Source organism: Methanocaldococcus vulcanius M7, from assembly GCF_000024625.1.
Classification (GTDB): Archaea; AGJL01; Methanococci; order Methanococcales; family Methanocaldococcaceae; genus Methanocaldococcus; species Methanocaldococcus vulcanius.
Genome location: NC_013407.1, coordinates 771,190 through 792,826, shown reverse-complemented (window position 1 = coordinate 792,826; position 21,637 = coordinate 771,190). Strand labels below are relative to the sequence as shown.

The window sequence follows — 21,637 nt, the reverse complement described above, 5'->3', positions numbered from 1 at the left end:
TTTAAAGTTTGTTATTCCCAGAGCGTCCCATTTAAATAGCTTATAACTTTATCATTGGTTTTATTATAAATTTTTCCAATTAAAACCTTTATTTTAACTCCCTCATTGGTATCGATCTTTTTAATATCCTTTATAACAATTAACATTTTCATCTTTCTCATAAAATATATAAATTCATCAACATCATCCTCACTATCAAATATCAATTCAAAATCCTCAGAGACCCTTTCTCCATTTGAAATTTTTCGTATTGTCTCAACCATCGGAACCAATATTGCCTCTCCTAAATCTTCTGCTCTCTTTTTTAAATCCTCTTCACTATCTTTAAACTCATAACTCATAAAGCCCTCTCTTACAACCCTACTAAATAAAAAATCCACACCTAAGTCAAAGAAAAACGTAAACGCAGATCTTAGGTCTTCACATTGAGTATAGTGGGTAGTGTATTTTATTGGAGGAACTATCATTTCAGGGTCTTTCATAACAACTCCTTCTCTCTTTCTTCTGTTTAAATCATTTATTATCTCTTTTATATGTAAGTGGGCAGTATCTTTATCAAGGATAGCCAGTGGTTTTACGTATGGTAAGTTATATTTTTTACAGAGGGCTATTCTTTCATTTATTGGAAGGGATCTATTGGAATCCCTCTCTTTTATATCAAATATATAAAAACCTAAATTTTCATAGCCCCTTTCTACTTCTTCGTAGTAGTAAGGAGTGTAGGGATTGTTTTTTCCAATCATCTCCCCGCATAACATATAGTTATTAAATTCATCTAATATACTTAAATCTAAAAATTTTTTTACTTTTTTTGTGGTAAATGGGCATATATGCCCACCTCTTGTTAACGCATATACTTCTCCCTCTATCTTTACAATTCTTATGTTGTATCCATTTAACTTTTCTTCAACAACAACCTTATCAACAAAATGCTTTTTTATTGTAGGATATAGAGTTATTGCTCGATAAGTTTTAGGATAACCTCTAACTACATCAAGATTTTTATTTAAAAATATTACTGTTCCTTTCTCTATCCCCCTAAAATCTTTTTTAAATATGAGTGTTTTTACATCTTTATACTCATTCTCTCTTAAAATTCTCTTTTTAAATGCTTTGTTTAAATCCTTTAATGAAATGTTAAGCTTTTCAGCAATTTTATTTAAATCATAGGATAAAACATTCATAACTCTTCCCCTTAATTGTGTTGTTTTTTAATTTTAATCTAATCTATTTAACTATTTATTTTGTTTTTTATTTGGGTTATACAAGTTTTTGCTATGAAGATTATATATTGTTAAATGAAATATAATAAATACGAGGGATAAACATATAAATAGAGAGTGAAAAGAAATAGTATTTATATAAATTCTGCAAATAGTTCTTAGTTATATAACCAATTTTAAAGAACATCTTGTGGGGAGAGGGGTTATGCATAAATTTAAAATTATTGGGGGAGTTGTGGTTCTTGCAGTTGTGATACTGTGTGGATGTGTTGTAATATTCCCAAAAAAATATCCTGACGTGTTATATAAAGAACATGATGTAATAAAGATAGAGAATAGAACAATAAATGGGGTAAAAACTGCCATAGTTTATCAGGTAAAAACTAAAATTGGAGATAGAACTTCACCTTATGGGTTAGATGCACAAAGCAGAAAAGATATTGCAATAATAACATACTACGTGTTTAAAAATACTGACGTAGATGAAGTCCAAATAATCTGTTATTATGCTGGAAATGGAGGAATTCAGCCATACTATAAATTTAAAATAGATAGAAGGGATGCGGAACTCTCAGGATTGTTAAATGTTTCTGAAAATGAGCTTCCTTCCGCTACGTTATACTGTATGGATAAGTTACTGTCCTTAGGAGACCTTTGGGTTAATAAGCATCTAACTGTTAAGTAATTGCTTTGAAAGTAAATTATTTGTAATAATATGCGTAATAATAATGATAGAAATAATCATAAATAAAAAATTAAAAGGGGAGGGGTAGCGTATGGTTAGAGTAGTTCCTTTAACTGATGAAGAAAAGATGAGTATTGTCTCAGGATTGAGAAGTTCAGTTCCTGCTACAAAACTCGTAACGTTAAGAAAACTACAAGAAATTGCAGAAGTCAGACCAGAGGCACTTATCTACTTAGATACTTATGATAAAGTAACATTAAATGAAATTATTACTTTGCTAAATCAAATTATAGAATACGATCCTGATGAAATTCTTAGAAGAGAAGCAATGATAACTCTTGAGAAAGTCAAAAAAGCATTGGGAACGAAATTTTCTACATTTGTTCCTCTTTGTACGTCCTGCAACTCACCGATCGATTTGGGATGGAATTTTTGCACAAATTGTGGTGCAGAAATCAAAAGCATGAAATTTGAAGAAGAGATTGCAAAGTGTCCAAACTGCAACAACTACATCTCCGACTCTTGGAAACATTGTGCTCACTGTGGAGCAAAATTAAAAGAAGAGGAAGAGGCAGTATTAAGATGTCCAAATTGTAAGCGTCCTATTCAACCAGAGTGGATAATTTGTCCTTATTGCGGTTATCGACTTAAAAGAAAGCCATAGATGTATGTTAATGATTAAATATCTTTAAATGTCAAATTTTCTTCTAATCTTTTTTAGAACCTTGCTATAAAGGGTTATATTATATTTACTCCCTAATGAACCATAGTGGTATTGAGTTTTCCAGGGATTTTTTAGTAAAGAGGATTTTGATCTTATTAATTCATCATTTTTTATTTTTAGAAATTTTAAGAACTCTTTTGGAGATAAATCTGCTGGTTTTTCGAAATCTAACTCATTAAATACAACATAGGCGTTTTCAATCTCCCAAATGAAGTGAGCATCACTTCCGAATCCCATTGCAAAACCATACTTCTCAGCATACTCAAAGGCCTTTAAGTTTGCAGTAATGTCCCTACATCTACTATTAAAAACTTCAACAATATCTACCTGTTTTAAAAACTCCTTATCTTCTAAAATTCCAAATTTAGCCAAACTTCTTCTCCTATGTAGATCGAAAGGATGAGGTAAATATACCAACCCACCCTGCTCATTAACCCTATCCAATGCCTCATAAATATCCAAGTTTGAAGGAACCTCCTCATTTAAAAATAACCCAATAAACTCTCCTGTTTTAGTTGCTATCTCTTCCCCAGGAATTGCAAAGTCCAATTTTGTGAGTTTATTGTGATCACAAACGGCAGGGAGTATATTCTTTTTTTTGCAGATCTTTTTAAGTAAAAAAATTGGATTTAAAGAACACTTGCTCACTATGGAGTGAACATGTAAATCTACTTTTGTTTCCTTCATTTGTGTCCCCAAAGTTTATATTTTCGTTTTTAAATATTTAAGTTAAAGTTTATGTTTATTTTCCTGTTTTAATTTTACCTAACTTTGCTTCCTGCTTTTATATCCTTATCTACTGTTAATAAAACAACATTTCCTTTATCATCCTCAGCTGCCAAGATCATTCCTTCAGATAAAACACCACACAACTTAGCAGGTTTTAAATTACAAACGACTATAACTTTTTTACCAACCAACTCCTCTGGTTTGTAGTAATCTTTAATTCCAGAGACGATCTGTCTCTTTTCATCTCCTAAATCAACTATAAGTTTTAATAACTTTTTGGACTTTGGTATATCCTCTGCCTCTACAACTTCTCCAACTCTCAAATCGATCTTTTCTAAATATGTTATGTCTATCTGCTCCATTTTTTCTCCCTCTGCAGTTTTATTGTTGTTTTCATTTTTATCATTTTTATATAGTTTTTTCTTCATTTCCTCTATCTTTCTGTCTTCTACCTTTTTAAATATTATCTTTGGTTTTTTTAACTCATTTCCTCTTAAATTCAGATCGAGTTCTTCGTTCATCAACTCCAACAGTGCAAGTGCTTTTTTGGGCATGTAAGGATACAACAAATAGATGAGAGTTTTAACTGTCTTACAACAGGTATATAATATTTCCTTTAATCTTTCCTCATCTTTAACTGCCCATGGCTCCATCTTTTGGAAGTAAGCGTTTCCATCAATAGCAAGATGTAGTATATTAACTAACGCATCTCTAAATTTAAAACTTCTTATATTTTTATCTACTGCCTTAATCGTCTCTTCACACTTTTTTAATAACGCTTTATCCTCTTCTTTCAATCTGTTTTCATCAACGATTGGAACTTTCTTAAACTTTCTATGTGTGAACGTTAAAACCCTATGTGTAAAATTACCAATAATGTTAATTAGTTCATTATTTATTTTATTTTTAAAATCATCAAATGAGAAATCACAATCTTTAAAGAGAGGAGCTGACATTATCAAATAATATCTTAAATAATCAGCATCAAAGTTTTTAACAAAGTCCTTAACCCAAACAACCCATTTTTTACTTGTGCTCATCTTTCGTCCTTCTAAGGTTAAATAACCACCACTAACCACTGCTGCTGGTAAATTAAATCCCTTATGAGCAATTAACATCCCCGGCCAGAAGACAGCATGATGAACCGTTATATCTTTCCCAATGAAGTGATAAATCTTTGTGCCTTTTTCTAACCAATATTTCTTCCAAATATCTCCTAACATCTTTGAAAATGAGATATATCCAATAGGGGCTTCTAACCAAACATACATTACTTGATTAGTTCCAGGAATTGGAACTCCCCAACTTATGTCTCTTGAAATGTCCCAATCATGCAACTCTTTAATCCAATTCAAGGCCATGTTTTTAACATGTTCTGGCATCTCCTCTGCATTTTTAATATATTCCTCTAACTCATTTTTTAAAGCACTCAACTTGAAAAAGTAGTGTTTTGTTTTTCTAATTTCTGGTGTTCCTTTACAAATTACACAGTATGGGTTTTTTAACTCAAATGGCTCTAAGTGTCTTCCACAAACTTCGCAGTGATCTCCTCTTGCTTCTCCTCCACAGTAGGGACAGATTCCTTCAACGTATCTATCTGGTAAGAATTTTTTACATTTTGGACAGTAAAATTGCTCTATCTCCTTCTCATAAATATAACCATTCTCTTTCAACTTTAAATAAAACTCCTGAGCTGTCTCTATATGTATTTGGCTGTGTGTCTTTCCAAAGGCATCAAACTCAACATTTAACAGGTCTAAGTCCTCTTTAATCTCATTGTGATATTTTTCAACGATCTCCTCTGGGCTTTTTCCTTCTTTTTCAGCAGTTAATGTTATGGGAACTCCATGGTTGTCTGTCCCTCCAACGTGTATAACATCCTCTCCTCTTAACTTTAAGTATTTATACATAATATCTGCTGGGATGTAGGTGCTTCTTGCATGTCCTAAATGTAAGGGGCCGTTTGTGTATGCTAAGGCGGTGGTTATTAGGTATCGCATGTTTATCCCTCAAATATTTTTATGCTATTTTTATCATTTAACTTTTAAATTTTAATTGTTTTATTTTTTAAGTTTATTTTTATTTTTTTCTTTTACCTAATATATGTCTCGCAATTGGATCATCTATATTCAACATCTTTGCAATGGTTTCAAGCTTTTTTGTAGTTAGTTCTACTGTATTATGTGCTTTTTTTAAAATATAAGGGTAGCCATTTATTGATATTTCTTTTATTGATGAGATTACTCCTTCATCAACTTTATTAAAGCTTGTTAAGCCCACAACCCCACAGTTGTCTTCTAATCGTATAAATTGGATATATGCTGTTCCAATTTTTGCATTAAATGGGTGTTTTTCTATAAAATGGATCCCTTTCACTATACTGCTCAGTTGTTTATGTTTTTCTTTTTTTTCATCACCTATTTTCCCAAGAAAATCGATGGGTTTTGAATATCCTGCTTTATCAGTATATTTTGTAAATATTGCAATGTCTGGCATGTTTCTGTCGAAGTAGATATTTATTTTTGATGTTTTTGAGATTCCTATTAATTTATCCTTAAATTCATTAATCAATTTTGTCAGGGTTATAATATATTCTACATGTTCTATCAATATTTTTTCATTTAAATTATATTCGAGATCTTTTGATATGACCCCAATTTCTCCAGTTTCTATTTCTTCATCAATTTTTTTACTAAATTCCTTTTTATATTCAAGAAATACATTTTTTAGTTGTTCCTCATACGCCTCCATCCCTTTCTTTGTAGAGATCAATAGTGAGAATAAAGAGCCATCGAAGAGGTAGTAATCTACATTATAATTTTTCAAAACATACATTGCTGTTTTTAATTCAAGTATTTGCATAAATCTCCTAATTCTATCTTCAATCTCTAAGGGATGTGCAATGTCAAAAATATATTCCTCACCAACTTGCCTTATTTTTTCTCCGTTTCTATGCATAAAACTAACTGCTCCAACACCATAGAATGAAAAAGAGATGTAATCTATTTTATTACAACTTCCATCTCCTCCTGCGAAGTTTAAGTCCACAGGATCGTCAAAATCGTTTAAAATCCAATGTTCTTCAACTTCTTTTTTATCAATGTCATTAATTTTTTCCATTTTTTTAATTATCTGATCTCTATTTTTTAGAAGATATTCTATCATAAACGATCCCCTTCTGATTAATTAACATTAAAAACTAAACAATAGATAAAAATTTGATAAAAAAGGAAAAATATCCTAAAAAATCATTAAACGTTTTGGTAATTTTTCTATCATAACTATTTATAATTTCTAAATATTCTTCATTTTGATATTTTACTTGTTATAATGAAAATTTTAGCCCTCAATTGTCCCATAACCAATTAATCTCCATCTTGATCCAACTCTTCTGCTTATAGCCACTCTATCTCCAACATCTGCACAGATTGGAAGTTTTAATTTTATATCTGCAACATCTCCTCTTGCTGATGTTATAACCCCTGCAGTTGTTGCGGTTCCAATGTTAAGCATTAAAACTTCTCCAGTTCTCAATGGCTCTATTTTTAACTCCTCCTTCGTTCCTACAACTCTATCTAATAAATTAGCTCTTATTGTTATTTTTTCTCTTATTGGAGGTAGAGTTCCTGGTAATCCAACAACGCTTCCAGTTAAAGCATCTGATTTTGTTAAATAAGGATCTAATGTTGTTCCAACTCCGATTAAACCTCCAGGATGTGCTTTTCTAAGTGTGGTGTTTCCAGCGGCTAATGAAACGATCTTGGTTGTTAATGGTTTCCAGAATGTTTTATTTTCTTCTGTTACTTTTATTCCCGGCCTGATTTCGATCTCATCTCCTACTTTAAAGACACCCTGAACTATTGCTCCTCCTAATACTCCTCCTTTAAGATCTTTAATTTCCGTTCCTGGTTTGTTTATATCAAAACTTCTTGCAACATACATTCTTGGCGTGGCATTAGGGTCTCTTTCAGGTGTTGGAATAAAGTCCTGTATTGCCTTTAACAAAACATCAATATTTGCCTCATGATGAGCTGAGATCGGAATTATTGGAGCGTTTTCAGCTATGGTTCCTTTAACAAATTCTTTTATCTGTTCATAGTTCTCTTCTGCCTGTTTCTCATCAACTAAATCAATTTTATTCTGCACAATTATGATTTTATCAATTCCTAAAATCTCCAAAGCCATTAAGTGTTCTTTTGTTTGAGGTTGAGGGCAGGGTTCATTAGCGGCTATAACCAAAATTGCTCCATCCATTAAAGAAGCTCCGGAAAGCATTGTAGCCATTAACGTCTCATGTCCCGGAGAATCAACAAAAGAAACCCTTCTCAAGAATTTTGTTTCTGCTAAGCAGTTGGGGCATCTTGGTTTTGTAGTGTAAGTTCCACACTGTGGGCATTTTCTTATCTCACAGTCGGCATAACCTAATCTAATAGATATTCCTCTCCTTAACTCTTCGCTATGTCTGTCAGTCCAAACTCCTGTTAAGGCCTTAGTTAAACTCGTTTTTCCATGATCAACGTGTCCTACCATACCTATGTTAACTTCTGCCTGTTTTGTCTGTTTTTTCTTTGTCATATCTATCCCCTTTAATTATTTTTGACCTTTATTGTTTAATTAGTTTATAATTTTTAATATAATTTAATCTATTTTGTTTAATTTTTTATTTTAATTTTATTTTTTGTTTAGTTGAATCCTACAATTTTATATTTATCTTTGTGATTACTAAATAATCCTTATTAATTGGGGTTATTACGAATTTATATTTATAACTTTTTATAGAAGTTTTAAAATTTTTTCTTATTCTTCATTATCCCTAACTTAAAATTCTTTATAAACTACGTATTTAAAATAGAGACATTGAATCTTGCATTATACTCCAAAAATAAAAAAAGTTGTTGATTAATGGTAAGAGTTATTTACACGTCCTTTAATTATTTTAGATTAATTATTTTAATTATTTTTAATTATTTATTGTTCTTCGCTTCCTCCTTCAAGACCCAATAATTCTGGAATGGTTTTTTCGCCGTATTCAACAACTTTGACATTTATTTGGACAATATCTGAAGCTATCGTGTTTCCTCTTACTGTCTTTCTTCTTCTTTCTCCTTTTTTCCTTGGTTTAAATCCAGGAGGAGCGCTTAACAATACTCTAACTTTCCTACTGCCATGTATGTCTGGTCTCATTGGAAAACCGCTTGAATCGGTTCCTCCTCTTATTTGTAATTTATACCCCTCTAATCCGATTATTTTACCATCGAATATTTCTCCGATCTTCTTCCCTACTAATGGGGTGTTGTCTGCTTCAATTTGATAACATTTTCCGTTTTTTGGATCTGCAACAACGAATTTAGCTGTTGGCATTAGTATCCCTCTTTGTTTCTTTTTATTTTTTATTTTTGAATGTTTGTTTAAATTTTAATTTCTGTTAATAAAAACGTCTTGTTTTTCAATATTTTAATGTTGAGATTGTCTTGTTAGAATCGCCCTCCGCCTCCCCAGTTTCATCGTTTTTTCGTTCCTTTGGGGAAAAGGAACGGAACTCAACTGGATCATCAACGAGTCCCAACCTGAGGTCAGGACAATAGAGAGAATGTAGGGCAGTATTTATTGAGGAGAATATGTTTTAAATAGTTTTTGGTTAAACTTTGAATGCAATTGTAATTATGTAGTAGAGAATGATAAGCCCTGCAATTGCTAAAAACATGTATTGTGTCCTTAACATTCTCTTTCTTCTTTGCATATACTCTAATCTGCATTTTTCTGAGCAGAATACTTGATCTGGTGGAATAGAAATCCCACAGTTTAAACAATGTCTATGTTTTGGTATTTCCATATCTATCCCTCTATTATTGTTCCGTTTATGACTCCTCTACTGACATTTAGGAGTTCTTCTGGAGTTCCCTTGACTACTGCTACTTTTAATTTAGCCCTCTCAATAATTTTCGCTGCAAGGGGATCAACTACTGAGGAAGATCCAGCTTTTAATGAAGAGGATAATGACAATTCCACAAGTTCTTTTACACTCATCTTTTCATGTTTTTTTGCATCTGAATATTTATTTGGGTCTTTATCATAAACACCATCGACATTCGTTCCTATAACTAATAGATCTGCGTTTATGAACTCTGCTAATGAAGCAGCTACCGCATCCGTTGTATGTGCAGGATGTGTTCCTCCCATAACAGGAATTTTTCCCAAATTTAAAATAAACTCTGCCTCTTCAAATGATGTAGGGACTTTTTTTATACTATAATTTCCTAAGGCGGTTATTAGTATCATTGCATTCATTCTCGTAGCCATTATCCCAAGCTCATCACAAAAACTTTCATTTGCTCCGAGTTTTCTACCTATTTCAATATACTCCCTTGCAGTTTTACCTCCTCCAACTACTATCGCAACTTCATGCCCTTCATCTTTAATTTCCTTAAAAGTATTTGCATATTTTTTAATTTTTTCTGGATCTGCTCCTTCTTTTGGCATCACAACCGATCCGCCCAAGTCAAAAACGATCCTCATTCTTTTTCACCTTTTATCATGATCCGTCTAAAAGAGTCATTCAAAGTATTAAAAAGGGAGTATTTAATTTTAATTCAATATAAATTCGAGTATTAAAATATAAAGATTAATATCCACAAAAAATAAAAAGGTGTTGCATATTAATAATTATTATGTAAGGGTGGCTCTATCCATTCAAAGCCATCTTTACATCTTCAACTTTAACGGTCTTTCTCTTCGCATGCTTAGCCAATTCGACAGATTTCTTAGCGATCTCTAATGCAATTTCTTCTAATACCTCAGCAAAGTATTTTCCTGCCTCTTCACTAACTCTCTCTGCTCCCGCCTTTTTCAATATCCTTACGCATGGTGCAACTGGAAGCTCAGCCATAATATCACCTCAGAAATTTACATTTTCAATTTTCTATTTTGCAGTATATATATTTTTCGGAAATATTCCATAATATTTTTGCTACACTTTTTTGAGTATCAATGTGAGTTCATTTTTAGTATTTGCCTTTAAATTAATTATCTTATATATGTGAATATCTGATCTACGGTTCAATATCTCTAAAATTTCACTCAAAGAGGATTTCTTTTTAGAATAGTCCTCAGCTTTTACTGTGTGGATAATATAACCTCCTGATTTCAAATAGTTTACAAATCTTAGTGTTAACAAAATCGATTCAATAGGATATAAATTAGTATCATTAGTTATTAGGTCAATATCTTCGTTAATATCCTCTTTAAAATTTACAGATTCTGCCCTCTTTTTTATATGAATGATATTGTCATTTTTAACTTTTAATTCTCCGGTATCTATCGCATAAACCTTTTTTGCTAATTTAGATAAGAGTTTAGCCCAACCTCCTGGAGATGCGCCTATATCTACCACACAATTAAGATCGATAAACAACTCTGGAAACTTTTCTATTAACTCCTGCATTTTTCTCTCTGATCTATTCAATGGTCTCGCTTCATACTTTTTTAACTTTTCTAAGTTTTGTATGTTTTTATGTATTGAAATATCTTTAAAACTCTCAGTAAATACTGAAACGTAAGATTCATCTTGTAAGATTTCAATATTTACTTTAAAATCCCAGTTTTTTAAATTTACTTTTAAATTTAAATTATTAAATTTATCTAAGATGTATTTTCCAATTTCTCTTTCTATATCCTCACTTTTAAATGAATGCGATCCTCTTCTGTTGCATCTTACAACAAAAGATTTACCAATTATTTTATCTTTTTTCTTTTCAATTAAAGAAAAAACTGCCCTCTTTATGCTTTCTATATTTGTCTCACACTCTTTTTCTAATGGAATTACTCGAAATAAAAATTTAAGTTCTTCCTTATTATACTCTACTTCTCTTAAAAATTTGTTAGGATCGTAAGATAATACTTTTAGTAATCCTCTAAATGGTGTCCATACAACCTTTTTCTTTATTTTAAGGGATTCAATTTCTTTTTTAAGTTCTGGCTCGAATCCCGGTTTTGTGGTGATCAATGCTACCGGCCTCATAAAGAACCACAAAATTCTATTATATTTTTTGCTAATCTTATTTTATCGTCTATTGTTTTCATAATGGTGTTTGTTATTAAAACCTCACAGGGAATTTCTCCTGAAATATCTTTATCTTTGGAGTCAATAACTAAAACATCTATTATGTCCTTGTAATATTCATATACCCCTTTAACTGAAACATCATAACCTTTAACTTTCATCAATTTTCCTGCAGGTCCAGAAACAGCTGAGTTTCCTACTATCGGAGATACAACAATAACTTTTTTGTGTTTTAATTCTTCCTTTATTCCATCTAAACTTAAAATTGGGCCTATTGATGTTATTGGATTAGAGGGACCAATTATAACGAATTCACTATTTTTTATTGCGTTTATCGCTTCACTGCAAGGTTTCGCATATATCGAGTTCTCATATATTACATCTAAAACTTCAACTTCACCTTTTCTTTTTACCCAAAAGTCGTGAAATTTTAATAAATCGGCTTTTCCTTCAATTTTTGAAAGTATTTTTGTCTCAACTTTATCATCTGTCATTGGAATTACTTTTGCATCGATATTTAATGCTTTCCTTTCCATTTCCACAACTTCTGAAAGTTTGTATCCTCTTCTCAAATAGTATGTTTTGTGCATTTTTAATGCTCTGTCTTTATCTCCTATTTTTAGAATCTCATCAAATCCAAGCATTTTTAATTGATTGTAGGTATAGAAAGTATCCTCCTTTACTCCATACCATGTTTCTTCATTTATTAAATCTGAAAGTGTATATAAAACAGTATCTACATCAGGGGAAAGATAAAGATCTCCTATCCAAGTATCTTCGCCAGTATTAACTATTATAGAAAGATTTTTACTGTCTACTACTCTTTTTAACCCTTGCAAGAGTTTTGGCGTCCCTGTTCCTCCGGATAGAACTGTAATCACGATCTCACCGTTAAAGAAGTTAAAAGTTTTCAGTAGTTTTTTAGGATTTTATGTTGGGTCTAAATTTGTTGATAAGTTTGTTGGTTAAGTAGTATTTTCTTAAATTTTTTCTCGTTTCGAAAAATTCATCTACAATCTTTTTTATATTTTTCTTTCCGTTATATTTTTGTGCAAGTTCTTTCATTTTTAGTGCATTTCTTTTATAGAATTTTAAATTTCTTATATCAAATATTGCTTCCTCTAATTTTTCAAGATTTTTGTAGGAGAGATGTATTCCACATCCTAAATCATTTACTTTTTTTGCATTGTTCCCCTGTTCTGGATGATCTAAATCAGGAATCACAATTAATGGTTTTCCAAAAGATAGGGATTCCATTATTGTGGAATGTCCTCCATGAGATACTACAAACTCAGCATTTTTAATGAGTTCTTTCATATCTGTTGTTATTGGAATTATTTCTATATTTTCATTTTTATATGTAGTTAAATGCAGGTCTCTTTTTAATCGCTTAGCCACATCATAACTTCCACAGACAAGTTTAACTTTCAAATCATTTTTTAATGCAATATTTCCAAGTTTTTCCAGTATTTTATATCTGTATTCAAAACCACCTATAACACTGAGTATGTAATCATTATCAACATTGTAATCTTTATTGTGGCCTTTTTCTGTATTATTTTGGTTGTTATCTGAATAATCAATATCGTATCGTATTAATGGCCCTATAAACTCCATATTTTTTATAATTTTTAAGTTATATTCACATATTGTATAGGGTAGTGGAAAATCAGGAACGATAAATTTTTCACATCTTTCATTTATCATATTTAGGGCTTTCATCGTTGGATAAACAATTAAATCAGTTTTTAATTTATATCGAGTATAGTTTTGATTGCTTATACACATAACTGGTTTTTTTAAAAGTTTTGCTGCAACAACAGTACTATATTTACAATCAGAAATCACTAAATCGGGGTTGTATTCTTTTATAATTTTTAACTCTTTTTTAACCGCTTTTTTAGGGCTATACTCTTTATTAAATATACTCGATTTTATATCGAACTTTCCATCTTTTCCTTTAAGTTTAATCTCGGGGAATGTCTCAAACACGGGATAGTTGTATTTAGCAATAAAATCTTTACTTTTTCCGTATGCAATGTAAGCTATTTCATAGTCATCTTTTAACGCCTCTCCAACCGCAATACATCGGGTTGTATGTCCAAAACCCTCCCCACATACAGAAATCAGTATTTTTTTCATCATCTCACCCGAGATTCACTTTTATTAAATTTATTTTATATAATTTATTAGGTATTTATTGTTTATTAAATGTTTAATATATTTTTTAAATCATATTTTTAAATTATCCCTCTATTTAATTTTTTAATTTTAATTTCTTTATTTATATTTTTATTTTTACTTTTCATAATTTTTATTTTTAAATTTTTATAGAAGTTTTTTACTTTCATCAGTAAGTGTCAATTTATTTATTCTTCCTATCTTTTCTTTTCTTATGATTTTCCTATCTTCTAATTCCGAAACTATTCTCGATACCTTAGGTTTACTCATACCAGTCATCTCAACAATCTCCTTTTGTGTAATATGCCCATGCTTTTTTATTAGATCTATTATTATCTTTTCGTCCTCAGTTAAAAAGTCCCACAAGACACCTTTCTTCTCTTCTACGTATTTTTTAGCAATATTACTTAGATTTATAATTTTTTCTTTGAGATGTTGATTTTCTCTTGTTAGGTCTTCGATCTGTTTAGTTAAGGCGTTTATTTTTTCCTTGTATGTTGAGTTTTCTTCCAATAACCTCTGAATTTTACTTTCATAATCAACGATCTTCTCATTTAGGATATTTATTATCTCATCCTTACTTAGTAGATTTTTACTTGCACTTGCGAGTTTTTCTTCAAGATCTTTTATTTTACTCACTAATTTTCTGATTTCATCTATTTTTTCATTTAATTGTATTTCTTTTTCTTTAAGTTGGTTTTCTTTTTCACTTAGAGTATTTTTTAAAGATGCTATCTCATTATTTAAATCATCTAACTTTTTTATATTATTTTTTCTAAGTTTTCTTTCCCTTATAAACAATCCCGCAAATATAACCGCCCCTATAACAACTACTATCAACAAATATTTCAAATTCTCATTAACAAGTGGATGTTCTATAATGTTATGTGTAGGGTAGGATATGAAGGTGTATTTTACCGTTATTGTAAAGGTTATTTCTTTATTTAGTGAAAGATCCCATATAATTATTTGATGCTTTCCATCTGTTGTTATTTTATATCCTGAAGGGGTGACGAGTAGATTTCCCTCTGGAGAAAGAATAACCGCTCCAGGTGGAAGAACGATCTTTATCTCTGCCTTGTTTGATGATATTGGAAAGCTCATTATCAGTTGTTTAATTCCATTTTTAGTCCATATTGCATCTCTAACTATACAATTTATTGTTATATTTGTTGAGTCCCCTTTTGACAATGGTTTATTAAACTCTATATCAAGTTCTGTAACCCCTTCGTTGTATAGTGCACTGTATCCTTTAACCCCGTTAGATGATGTTATTGTAAAATTTTTTATTGATTGAGGGATTGTATACGATATTTCAGTAAGATTTCTGTCCTCGTTGTTGTATACCACAAATTTTATTGTCTCATTTATTGTATCATCAGGATTAACAATGCAGTCAATATTTAGATTTTTAATTACATACGAGGAAGATGCGTTGATCGCTACAAACAATAACAATAAAAAAATAACCGCATCTCTTGGTTTGATGAATATCACCTTGACCATAAAGTATTTGTATCTATATAACAACTGTTTTTATATAAAAATTTATCTTAAAGTTCTCTAACAACTTAATGTTAAAAAATTTGAAACATAAAAATTACAACATTATAATAGCTAATTAAGAGAAAAAAGATATAATGTTAAAAAAGATAATAACATAATTTTCAAACGAATGTAATAGATAAGATCTATTGAATAAAGTAATTAAATAAACGATTGCGATTAAATTAAATTTAAATAATGTAAAGAGTAAGAGGTTGGAACGATGATAAAGGATTATAGAGTATCGATAGCTATCCCTTTATGCCTTTTAATCCTCTCCATCGTGTTGATCGGTGTTAATGGGATTCCAAAAAGTATAGATATAACAGGAGGAACTGAAATAACGATAAAAGTAAATAAAGATATTGATATTACTCCATTAAAAGAAATGCTCGATGGAAAAGCAACCGTGAAAAAACTTAAATCAGCGGATGGTTATTACATTGTAATCAGATGTAAAAATGAATATGTTGATTTTGTAAAACAGAAGGTTATGGAGTTCTTTCATGTGGATAGTTTAAGTAAGTTGGATTACTCAGAAAAAACTATCGGAGCAACTTTAAGTAAAAAGTTTTTTGAAGAAGGATTTAAAGCCGTTGGGTTTGCATTTTTGTTTATGGCTATTGTTGTCTACCTATATTTCAGAAGTCCAGTACCAAGTGGGGCTATAATCCTCTCCGCTCTCTCGGATATAATAATGGCATTGGGAGGAATGAGTTTACTGAAAATAGAACTTTCGTCTGCAACTATTGCAGCACTTTTAATGGTTATCGGATACAGTGTAGATTCAGACATTTTATTAACTACAAGAGTTTTAAAACGATTAACAAAGAGTTTTGATGAAACAGTAAAAGAAGCAATGAAGACAGGATTAACTATGACTTTAACAACAATAACTGCAATGCTTATCCTACTGATTGTAGTGAAGTTATTCATCCCAGTAGCAGAGATACTGGCAAACATTGCTACCGTTCTAATTTTAGCATTAGTTGCGGATATTTTAAATACTTGGCTATTAAACGCTGGAATATTAAAATATTACATAACAGAATATAAAAAGTCAAAATAAGAACAGTAAAAAACTGAATCAAATTTTAAAATGATTTTAACATGGACTTTATATGCTCTATCAATTCAAGAGCATCATCCATCTTTTTTAATTCATTTAAACTAATAACCGGTAAATTTTTGTATTCTTTTTCTTTTTCTTCTAATATTAGGAGAGAATATCCATCCAACATTTTAGAAAGTTCTCTAACAAAAAGTGCCTTTCTCTTTACTTCCTCACTACTTTTTTCCTCTATGTTGGTTAGTAGAATATTCATATCTTTTTCGGTATCTTTTTCTGCCACAGCATCGAAAGGTGCTTTCTCAACAACGAACGATTTAAATCCCAGGTCATTTAAAAAATTTATTGCTTCCTTTTTAAAATCCTCTAAATTTTCTAATTTGTTCTCAACATCCTCGTCTTCAACGGGCTCAAACAGATCTATGCCCCTAACCAGTGGGACATCTAAAAATTCCTCTATTTTAATAGCTACATCTACTGATGGATTAGCCATCTGCGTTTCATATTTGTATATTGCCTTTCTTGAAACACCTGCAACCTCTGCAAGTTTCCCAACCGAAATGCCCATCGACTCTCTAACCTCTTTTAATACATTTCCATCTATCTTTACAAAAAATCCTCCTCTATTTGCATAAACCATGGGCGGACTTCCCTCTAAATAATCCCTAAATGTCTCAAAAGTAACTGCCTTTATATTATATCGATCATAAACAACTCCGTGCTCCATTGGAGCGTTTCTTGTCCTTATTCCAATTATTAAAGGAGTTCCATGAAGTATCTTGCTGATCTTTTTTAATTCTTTTGACTGATCTTTACTTAAACTGTCTATATTTTTTAATATTTTTAAAATAAGTCGAATATCTTCCTTACTTGCAACCATATCAAAACAACTTCTTCCCAGTGGTTTTGAAACAATAAACTTATGAGCCCTTAATAATTCTATACATTCAGATATTAATATCTCTCTCATACTGATCACCGTAAATTCTTCTAATCTAAATCATCGTGATATTTATTTTTTATGGTCAATGATATATTAATATAATTTACCAATATAAAGGTTGTCTTCCAAAATAGGAACTTTTATTCCTATTTTTAGAATGTCATTAAAAAGTGAGCAATGCTCACAGCAATATATATTAGTTTCTACTTGGATTTTATACATACCCTATATATAATAATTGTAAAATAACATCAATAATGTCATGTGAGACAATGCCAGAGCATATTCTTTCAGGGATAAAGGCAATAGTTGCAATGAAACTAAGAAGAAAAGGAATGATTCAAAGAGAAATAGCAAAGATTATTAAAAGCGATAGGTCTATCGTTTCTCATTATCTTTCTGGAAGGTATCCAAAGAGGAAAATCTTAAATGTTGCTAAAACAATAGAAGATCTTCCTCCGAATTATGGATCAAAGTTGATCCATTCATTAACAGATGATAAAAACCTTGCAAAAAACTTAATAAAAGAATTATATGGTGTAAAACTCATATGGAATGAAAAGTCATGTATCGCTTGCGGTTCATGTCTTGTGTGTGTAGCACTCACACTGGATAACTTTAAGTTAAAGATAGATGAAAACTCCTGTTATCTCTGCGGTTCATGCACTCTTCAATGTCCTACTAACTCGCTAAAATTTGTTAAGGAGGAATAACCATGATCGAGCAAGTAAAAGAAACATTCGAAAACGGATTTAGGATATATAGAGATGGAAAGATAGAAACAAGAGAACTTTTATGGAATGATGAACCATGTGTTGGTTGTGGAATATGTGCAGACATATGTCCTGTTGAAGCAATAGCAATGGGTCCTCTTGGAGCTATTGCAAAAGGGGATATTATTGCCCCAAAATTGGATATTGATGAAGAAAAGTGTGTTTTGTGTGGAATGTGTGCATCAGCATGTCCTTTTAATGCAATGGATTTGAAAATAAATGGAAAATCAATAAAAGAAGATGAAAGATACCCAAAGATAAAAAGAGATATTAAAATTTCACAGGATAAGTGTGTCTTGTGTGAGCAGTGTGAAATGGTTTGTCCACAATCAGCAATAGAAGTTGAAAAAACACTGGCTGAGAGAAGTAAGTTTGTTATTGGAGAAGTAAACATAAACAAGGAGAAATGTGTTTTGTGTGGAATCTGTGCTGATTACTGTCCTGCTGATGCCATAGACCTAAAATACTGCTATCCAACGCCATCAAACCCAAAACCAATAACAGATATAGAAGTTAACTCAGATAAATGCGTATACTGTAAAGTTTGTGAATTTGTTTGTCCGCACAATGCAATAGAGGTTATTTGCTACAAATGTCCAATGATGAAAAGAATACCAAAAGCAGAATTATATAAAGACATTAACGGAAAAACAGTTGTTGATAAGGATGCCTGCGTAACCTGTGGATGGTGTGCCTTTATTTGCCCAGCAGAAGCGATAGAGGTTGAAAAACCATTCAAAGGAGAAGTTATAATTGATGTTGATGCCTGCAACGCCTGTGGAGCTTGTGTAGCTATCTGTCCGTGTGGTGCGTTAGAATTCCCAATGCCAAAAGACAAGGCAGAAAAAGTGCCACGACTCATAATAAATCAAAATCTATGTGTTTTGTGTGGAGCTTGTAGTAAGGCATGCCCAATTAACGCAATAAAAGTTAAAAGAACTGAAATAAACTTCGAAAGAGAACCGGTAGCAATTGCATGGAAGGAAGCATTTAAAAAACTTATGAATCAGTAAAATCTGCTAAAATAAGCATTTAAAAAAGTAAAATGGGTTTAATATAACCTAACAAAATTAAATAAATTTAACTAAACATAAAAATATAAAAATATAATGAAACTAAATATAATCAACATTAGAAGGTGAGGAAATGAAAGCTTATGAATTGGTTGTTTATCGAGAAAAGTGCCACGGATGTGGTAATTGCGTAATAGCTTGTCCAGTAAACGCTAAAAATCCAGAAACATGGGGAGGTAAGGGTCCTTACAGTGATGATGTTGTTATTAGAGTAGAAAATGGAGCTGTTGCAATAATTAACAAAGATCTTTGTGGTGGTTGTGGAGCGTGCATAGAGGCATGTCCAGTAGGGGCAATAGAACTCGTTTTTAAAAGAAAATAATTAGCAAATAATAAAAACTTAAAAAATTAATAAAAAACATGACAAAAAGGGATGAAAATACAAAAAGGAGTCATTTAACAATAAATCATAGTTCGGTGATAAAATGAAGTTCTTTTTAAACACTGGAAGGACAATATGGCAAGGAGAGGCAATGGAGGCCGGAAAAAACTTGGATATGTATGTAAAAGCAGCAGGTGTTGTTTATATCAATGAAGAAGATATGGAAAAACTTGGAGTTGAAGAAGGAGATAAAGTTAAAGTTAAGTCCGAATACGGAGAAGTTGTGGTTCATGTGAAAAAAGCAACAGAAAGAATGCCTGAAGGGATGATATATATCCCGATGGGACCTTGGGCAAACTGTGTTGTTAAGCCAGATACACACAGCACTGGAATGCCAACATTTAAGGGCTATCCTGGATTTTATGTTGAAGTAGAGAAAACAGATGAAGAACTTTTAGATATGAGGGCTTTAATGAGGAAAAAATACATAGAAACGGGAGAATAATTGAGCAATTCCTATTAATAATATTAAATTAATTTAAAATAGTTTAAAATTAAAACGGTGATAGGATGGAATACATTATTAAAAATGGAATCGTCTACGATCCTTTAAATGGTGTTAATGGAGAAAAAATGGACATATGTGTTAAAGATGGAAAGATCGTTGAGAGCGTTTCTGACAACGCAAAGATTATTGATGCTTCCAACTGTGTAGTAATGCCCGGAGGAGTTGACTCTCACAGCCACCTTGCAGGAGCAAAAGTTAACGTAGGAAGGATATTTAGACCAGAAGATAGTGTAAAAGACATCTATGCCAAAAAGGGATTAAGAACTGGAACTGGATTTTCAGTTCCATCTACATACAAAACAGGTTATCAATATTCAGAAATGGGATATACGATGGTTGTTGAGGCAGCAATGCCTCCACTAATTGCAAGACACACACACGAAGAGTTTATAGAAACCCCACAGATAGACAAAGCAGCAATGCCATTATTTGGAAATAACTGGATGGTTATGGAATATTTAAAAGAGGGTGATATTAAGGCATGTGCTGCATATGTTGCTTGGCTGTTAAAGGCAACAAGAGGTTTTGCAATAAAGATCGTTAACCCTGGAGGAACAGAGGCATGGGGTTGGGGTAAAAACGTTCACAGCTTAGATGATCCAGTCCCATACTTCGATATAACACCAAGAGAGATCGTTAGAGGTTTAGCAGAAGTTAACGAGATGCTTGGTTTACCTCACTCAATCCACGTCCATCCAAACAACTTGGGACATCCTGGAAACTGGGAGACAACATTAGAGACAATGAAGTGTGTTGAGGGAATAGAGGCAAAACCAAGAGTTGGAGAGAGGGAAACATCCTACTACAACACCCATTGTCAATTCCACTCCTATGGAGGAACCTCATGGAAGGACTTTGAAAGTAAGGCAATAGAAATTGCAGAATATGTAAACAAATCAAAACATGTGGTTATTGATGTAGGGCAGATCACATTAGATGAAACCACTACAATGACTGCTGATGGCCCAATGGAATACGATCTACACATGACTAATGGATTAAAGTGGGCAAACTGTGATGTTGAACTTGAAACAGGTTCTGGAGTTGTTCCTTTCATTTACAGTCCAAAAGGACCTGTCTATGCAGTTCAGTGGGCAATTGGTTTGGAACTCTTCCTACACACCAATACAGATAAGGTTTTATTAACCACAGATCACCCAAATGCTGGGCCATTTATTAGATACCCGAGAGTTATTGCATGGTTAATGAGTAAAAAGTATAGGGATGAGTGGTTATACAACAAAGTTCACAAGTGGGCACAGCAGAGAAGTCATGTAGCGGATGCAGATAAAGAATATGATCTATATGAAATCGCAAAAATAACAAGGGCTAATCAAGCCAAGGTTTTAGGATTAAGTGAGACAAAAGGACACTTGGGAGTTGGAGCTGAGGCAGATATAGCAATATATGCAATAGATCCAGAAGAGAAAGATGGTAAGAAAATTGAAAAAGCATTTAGATATGCAAAATATGTCTTGAAAGGAGGAGATGTGGTAGTTAAAGATGGAAATATTGTTAAACAGATCTTTGGAGACACAATATATGTTGATGTCCAAGTTGGAGAGGATTTAATGAATGAAGTATTAAAGGATGTGGAAGAGAAGTTTAGAAGATACTACTCTGTCAATATTGACAACTATCCTGTCTCTGATAAATATGCAAATAGTTGGAGAGTTATAAAGATCGATGCAACAGATATAAATTAAAAACTTAATATTAAGACAATTAAAACTGAAAAACTAA

Annotated in this window: 22 protein-coding genes; 8 read left to right on the top strand and 14 right to left on the bottom strand. The window is 31.7% G+C overall.

The window, feature by feature from the left end; translation table 11 throughout:
• Window positions 1-11 precede the first annotated feature (11 nt).
• A complete protein-coding gene (locus tag METVU_RS04015) occupies window positions 12-1,184 on the bottom strand; it encodes an RNA ligase (protein WP_015732899.1) in 1,173 nt (390 codons plus the stop codon).
• Between the two features lie 244 nt (window positions 1,185-1,428).
• Between METVU_RS04015 and METVU_RS04010 the strand changes: the two genes are divergently transcribed.
• Together METVU_RS04010 and METVU_RS04005 are read left to right on the top strand one after the other, a co-directional pair.
• The gene (locus tag METVU_RS04010) at window positions 1,429-1,908 is read left to right on the top strand and encodes a hypothetical protein (RefSeq protein ID WP_015732898.1); all 480 of its coding nucleotides are present in this window, start codon (window positions 1,429-1,431) and stop codon (window positions 1,906-1,908) included.
• Between the two features lie 91 nt (window positions 1,909-1,999).
• Window positions 2,000-2,572, top strand: a complete 573-nt coding sequence (locus tag METVU_RS04005; RefSeq protein WP_015732897.1) for a zinc ribbon domain-containing protein — start codon at window positions 2,000-2,002, stop codon at window positions 2,570-2,572.
• Window positions 2,573-2,596: 24 nt separating this feature from the next.
• Here the strand turns inward: METVU_RS04005 and METVU_RS04000 are convergent, their stop codons facing one another.
• The 12 genes from METVU_RS04000 to METVU_RS03945 all read right to left on the bottom strand — a co-directional run bounded on the left by METVU_RS04000 (window position 2,597) and on the right by METVU_RS03945 (window position 15,107).
• Window positions 2,597-3,319 (bottom strand): PHP domain-containing protein, encoded by a 723-nt coding sequence (locus METVU_RS04000; protein ID WP_015732896.1) that lies wholly within the window; start codon window positions 3,317-3,319, stop codon window positions 2,597-2,599.
• Between the two features lie 74 nt (window positions 3,320-3,393).
• Entirely contained in the window at window positions 3,394-5,361 is a 1,968-nt protein-coding gene (gene metG, locus METVU_RS03995) for a methionine--tRNA ligase (protein ID WP_015732895.1), read from the bottom strand.
• A gap of 79 nt (window positions 5,362-5,440) precedes the next feature.
• A complete protein-coding gene (locus METVU_RS03990; protein ID WP_015732894.1) occupies window positions 5,441-6,526 on the bottom strand; it encodes a DNA double-strand break repair nuclease NurA in 1,086 nt (361 codons plus the stop codon).
• A 174-nt stretch (window positions 6,527-6,700) separates the two neighbouring features.
• Window positions 6,701-7,936, bottom strand: a complete 1,236-nt coding sequence (locus METVU_RS03985; protein ID WP_015732893.1) for a translation initiation factor IF-2 subunit gamma — start codon at window positions 7,934-7,936, stop codon at window positions 6,701-6,703.
• A 393-nt stretch (window positions 7,937-8,329) separates the two neighbouring features.
• Window positions 8,330-8,722, bottom strand: coding sequence for a 30S ribosomal protein S6e (locus METVU_RS03980; protein ID WP_015732892.1), 393 nt, complete (start codon window positions 8,720-8,722; stop codon window positions 8,330-8,332).
• 277 nt (window positions 8,723-8,999) lie between these two features.
• Window positions 9,000-9,194 carry a DUF2116 family Zn-ribbon domain-containing protein gene (locus METVU_RS03975; protein ID WP_015732891.1) on the bottom strand — a complete coding sequence of 65 codons (195 nt, stop codon included), beginning with the start codon at window positions 9,192-9,194 and terminating at the stop codon, window positions 9,000-9,002.
• 2 nt (window positions 9,195-9,196) lie between these two features.
• The gene (gene pyrH, locus METVU_RS03970; protein WP_015732890.1) at window positions 9,197-9,877 is read right to left on the bottom strand and encodes a UMP kinase; all 681 of its coding nucleotides are present in this window, start codon (window positions 9,875-9,877) and stop codon (window positions 9,197-9,199) included.
• Between the two features lie 166 nt (window positions 9,878-10,043).
• Window positions 10,044-10,247, bottom strand: coding sequence for a histone family protein (locus METVU_RS03965; protein ID WP_015732889.1), 204 nt, complete (start codon window positions 10,245-10,247; stop codon window positions 10,044-10,046).
• A gap of 81 nt (window positions 10,248-10,328) precedes the next feature.
• Complete coding sequence (locus tag METVU_RS03960) at window positions 10,329-11,378, bottom strand: THUMP domain-containing protein (RefSeq protein WP_015732888.1); 1,050 nt, start codon at window positions 11,376-11,378, stop codon at window positions 10,329-10,331.
• Complete coding sequence (gene cofD, locus METVU_RS03955; RefSeq protein WP_015732887.1) at window positions 11,375-12,301, bottom strand: 2-phospho-L-lactate transferase; 927 nt, start codon at window positions 12,299-12,301, stop codon at window positions 11,375-11,377. Before cofD ends, METVU_RS03960 begins: the two co-directional genes overlap by 4 nt.
• 40 nt (window positions 12,302-12,341) lie before the next feature.
• Entirely contained in the window at window positions 12,342-13,565 is a 1,224-nt protein-coding gene (locus METVU_RS03950) for an MJ1255/VC2487 family glycosyltransferase (protein ID WP_015732886.1), read from the bottom strand.
• Window positions 13,566-13,748: 183 nt separating this feature from the next.
• Window positions 13,749-15,107, bottom strand: coding sequence for a DUF7343 domain-containing protein (locus tag METVU_RS03945; RefSeq protein WP_015732884.1), 1,359 nt, complete (start codon window positions 15,105-15,107; stop codon window positions 13,749-13,751).
• 262 nt (window positions 15,108-15,369) lie between these two features.
• Here METVU_RS03945 and METVU_RS03940 point away from each other — a divergent pair, with 262 nt between their 5' ends.
• Window positions 15,370-16,215, top strand: coding sequence for a protein translocase subunit SecF (locus METVU_RS03940; RefSeq protein ID WP_015732883.1), 846 nt, complete (start codon window positions 15,370-15,372; stop codon window positions 16,213-16,215).
• Between the two features lie 25 nt (window positions 16,216-16,240).
• Here the strand turns inward: METVU_RS03940 and METVU_RS03935 are convergent, their stop codons facing one another.
• Window positions 16,241-17,185: a transcriptional regulator gene (locus tag METVU_RS03935; RefSeq protein ID WP_015732882.1), complete on the bottom strand. Its 945-nt coding sequence runs from the start codon at window positions 17,183-17,185 to the stop codon at window positions 16,241-16,243.
• A gap of 245 nt (window positions 17,186-17,430) precedes the next feature.
• Between METVU_RS03935 and METVU_RS03930 the strand changes: the two genes are divergently transcribed.
• From METVU_RS03930 to fwdA, 5 genes are all read left to right on the top strand, one after another.
• Complete coding sequence (locus tag METVU_RS03930) at window positions 17,431-17,871, top strand: 4Fe-4S binding protein (RefSeq protein ID WP_048196784.1); 441 nt, start codon at window positions 17,431-17,433, stop codon at window positions 17,869-17,871.
• A gap of 2 nt (window positions 17,872-17,873) precedes the next feature.
• Window positions 17,874-18,944 carry a tungsten-dependent formylmethanofuran dehydrogenase subunit FwdF gene (gene fwdF / locus METVU_RS03925; protein WP_015732880.1) on the top strand — a complete coding sequence of 357 codons (1,071 nt, stop codon included), beginning with the start codon at window positions 17,874-17,876 and terminating at the stop codon, window positions 18,942-18,944.
• A 133-nt stretch (window positions 18,945-19,077) separates the two neighbouring features.
• The gene (locus METVU_RS03920) at window positions 19,078-19,326 is read left to right on the top strand and encodes a 4Fe-4S binding protein (protein ID WP_015732879.1); all 249 of its coding nucleotides are present in this window, start codon (window positions 19,078-19,080) and stop codon (window positions 19,324-19,326) included.
• Window positions 19,327-19,429: 103 nt separating this feature from the next.
• Window positions 19,430-19,831 (top strand): tungsten-dependent formylmethanofuran dehydrogenase subunit FwdD, encoded by a 402-nt coding sequence (gene fwdD, locus METVU_RS03915; RefSeq protein ID WP_015732878.1) that lies wholly within the window; start codon window positions 19,430-19,432, stop codon window positions 19,829-19,831.
• A gap of 65 nt (window positions 19,832-19,896) precedes the next feature.
• Window positions 19,897-21,600, top strand: coding sequence for a tungsten-dependent formylmethanofuran dehydrogenase subunit FwdA (fwdA, locus tag METVU_RS03910; RefSeq protein ID WP_015732877.1), 1,704 nt, complete (start codon window positions 19,897-19,899; stop codon window positions 21,598-21,600).
• The last annotated feature ends 37 nt before the right edge of the window (window positions 21,601-21,637 follow it).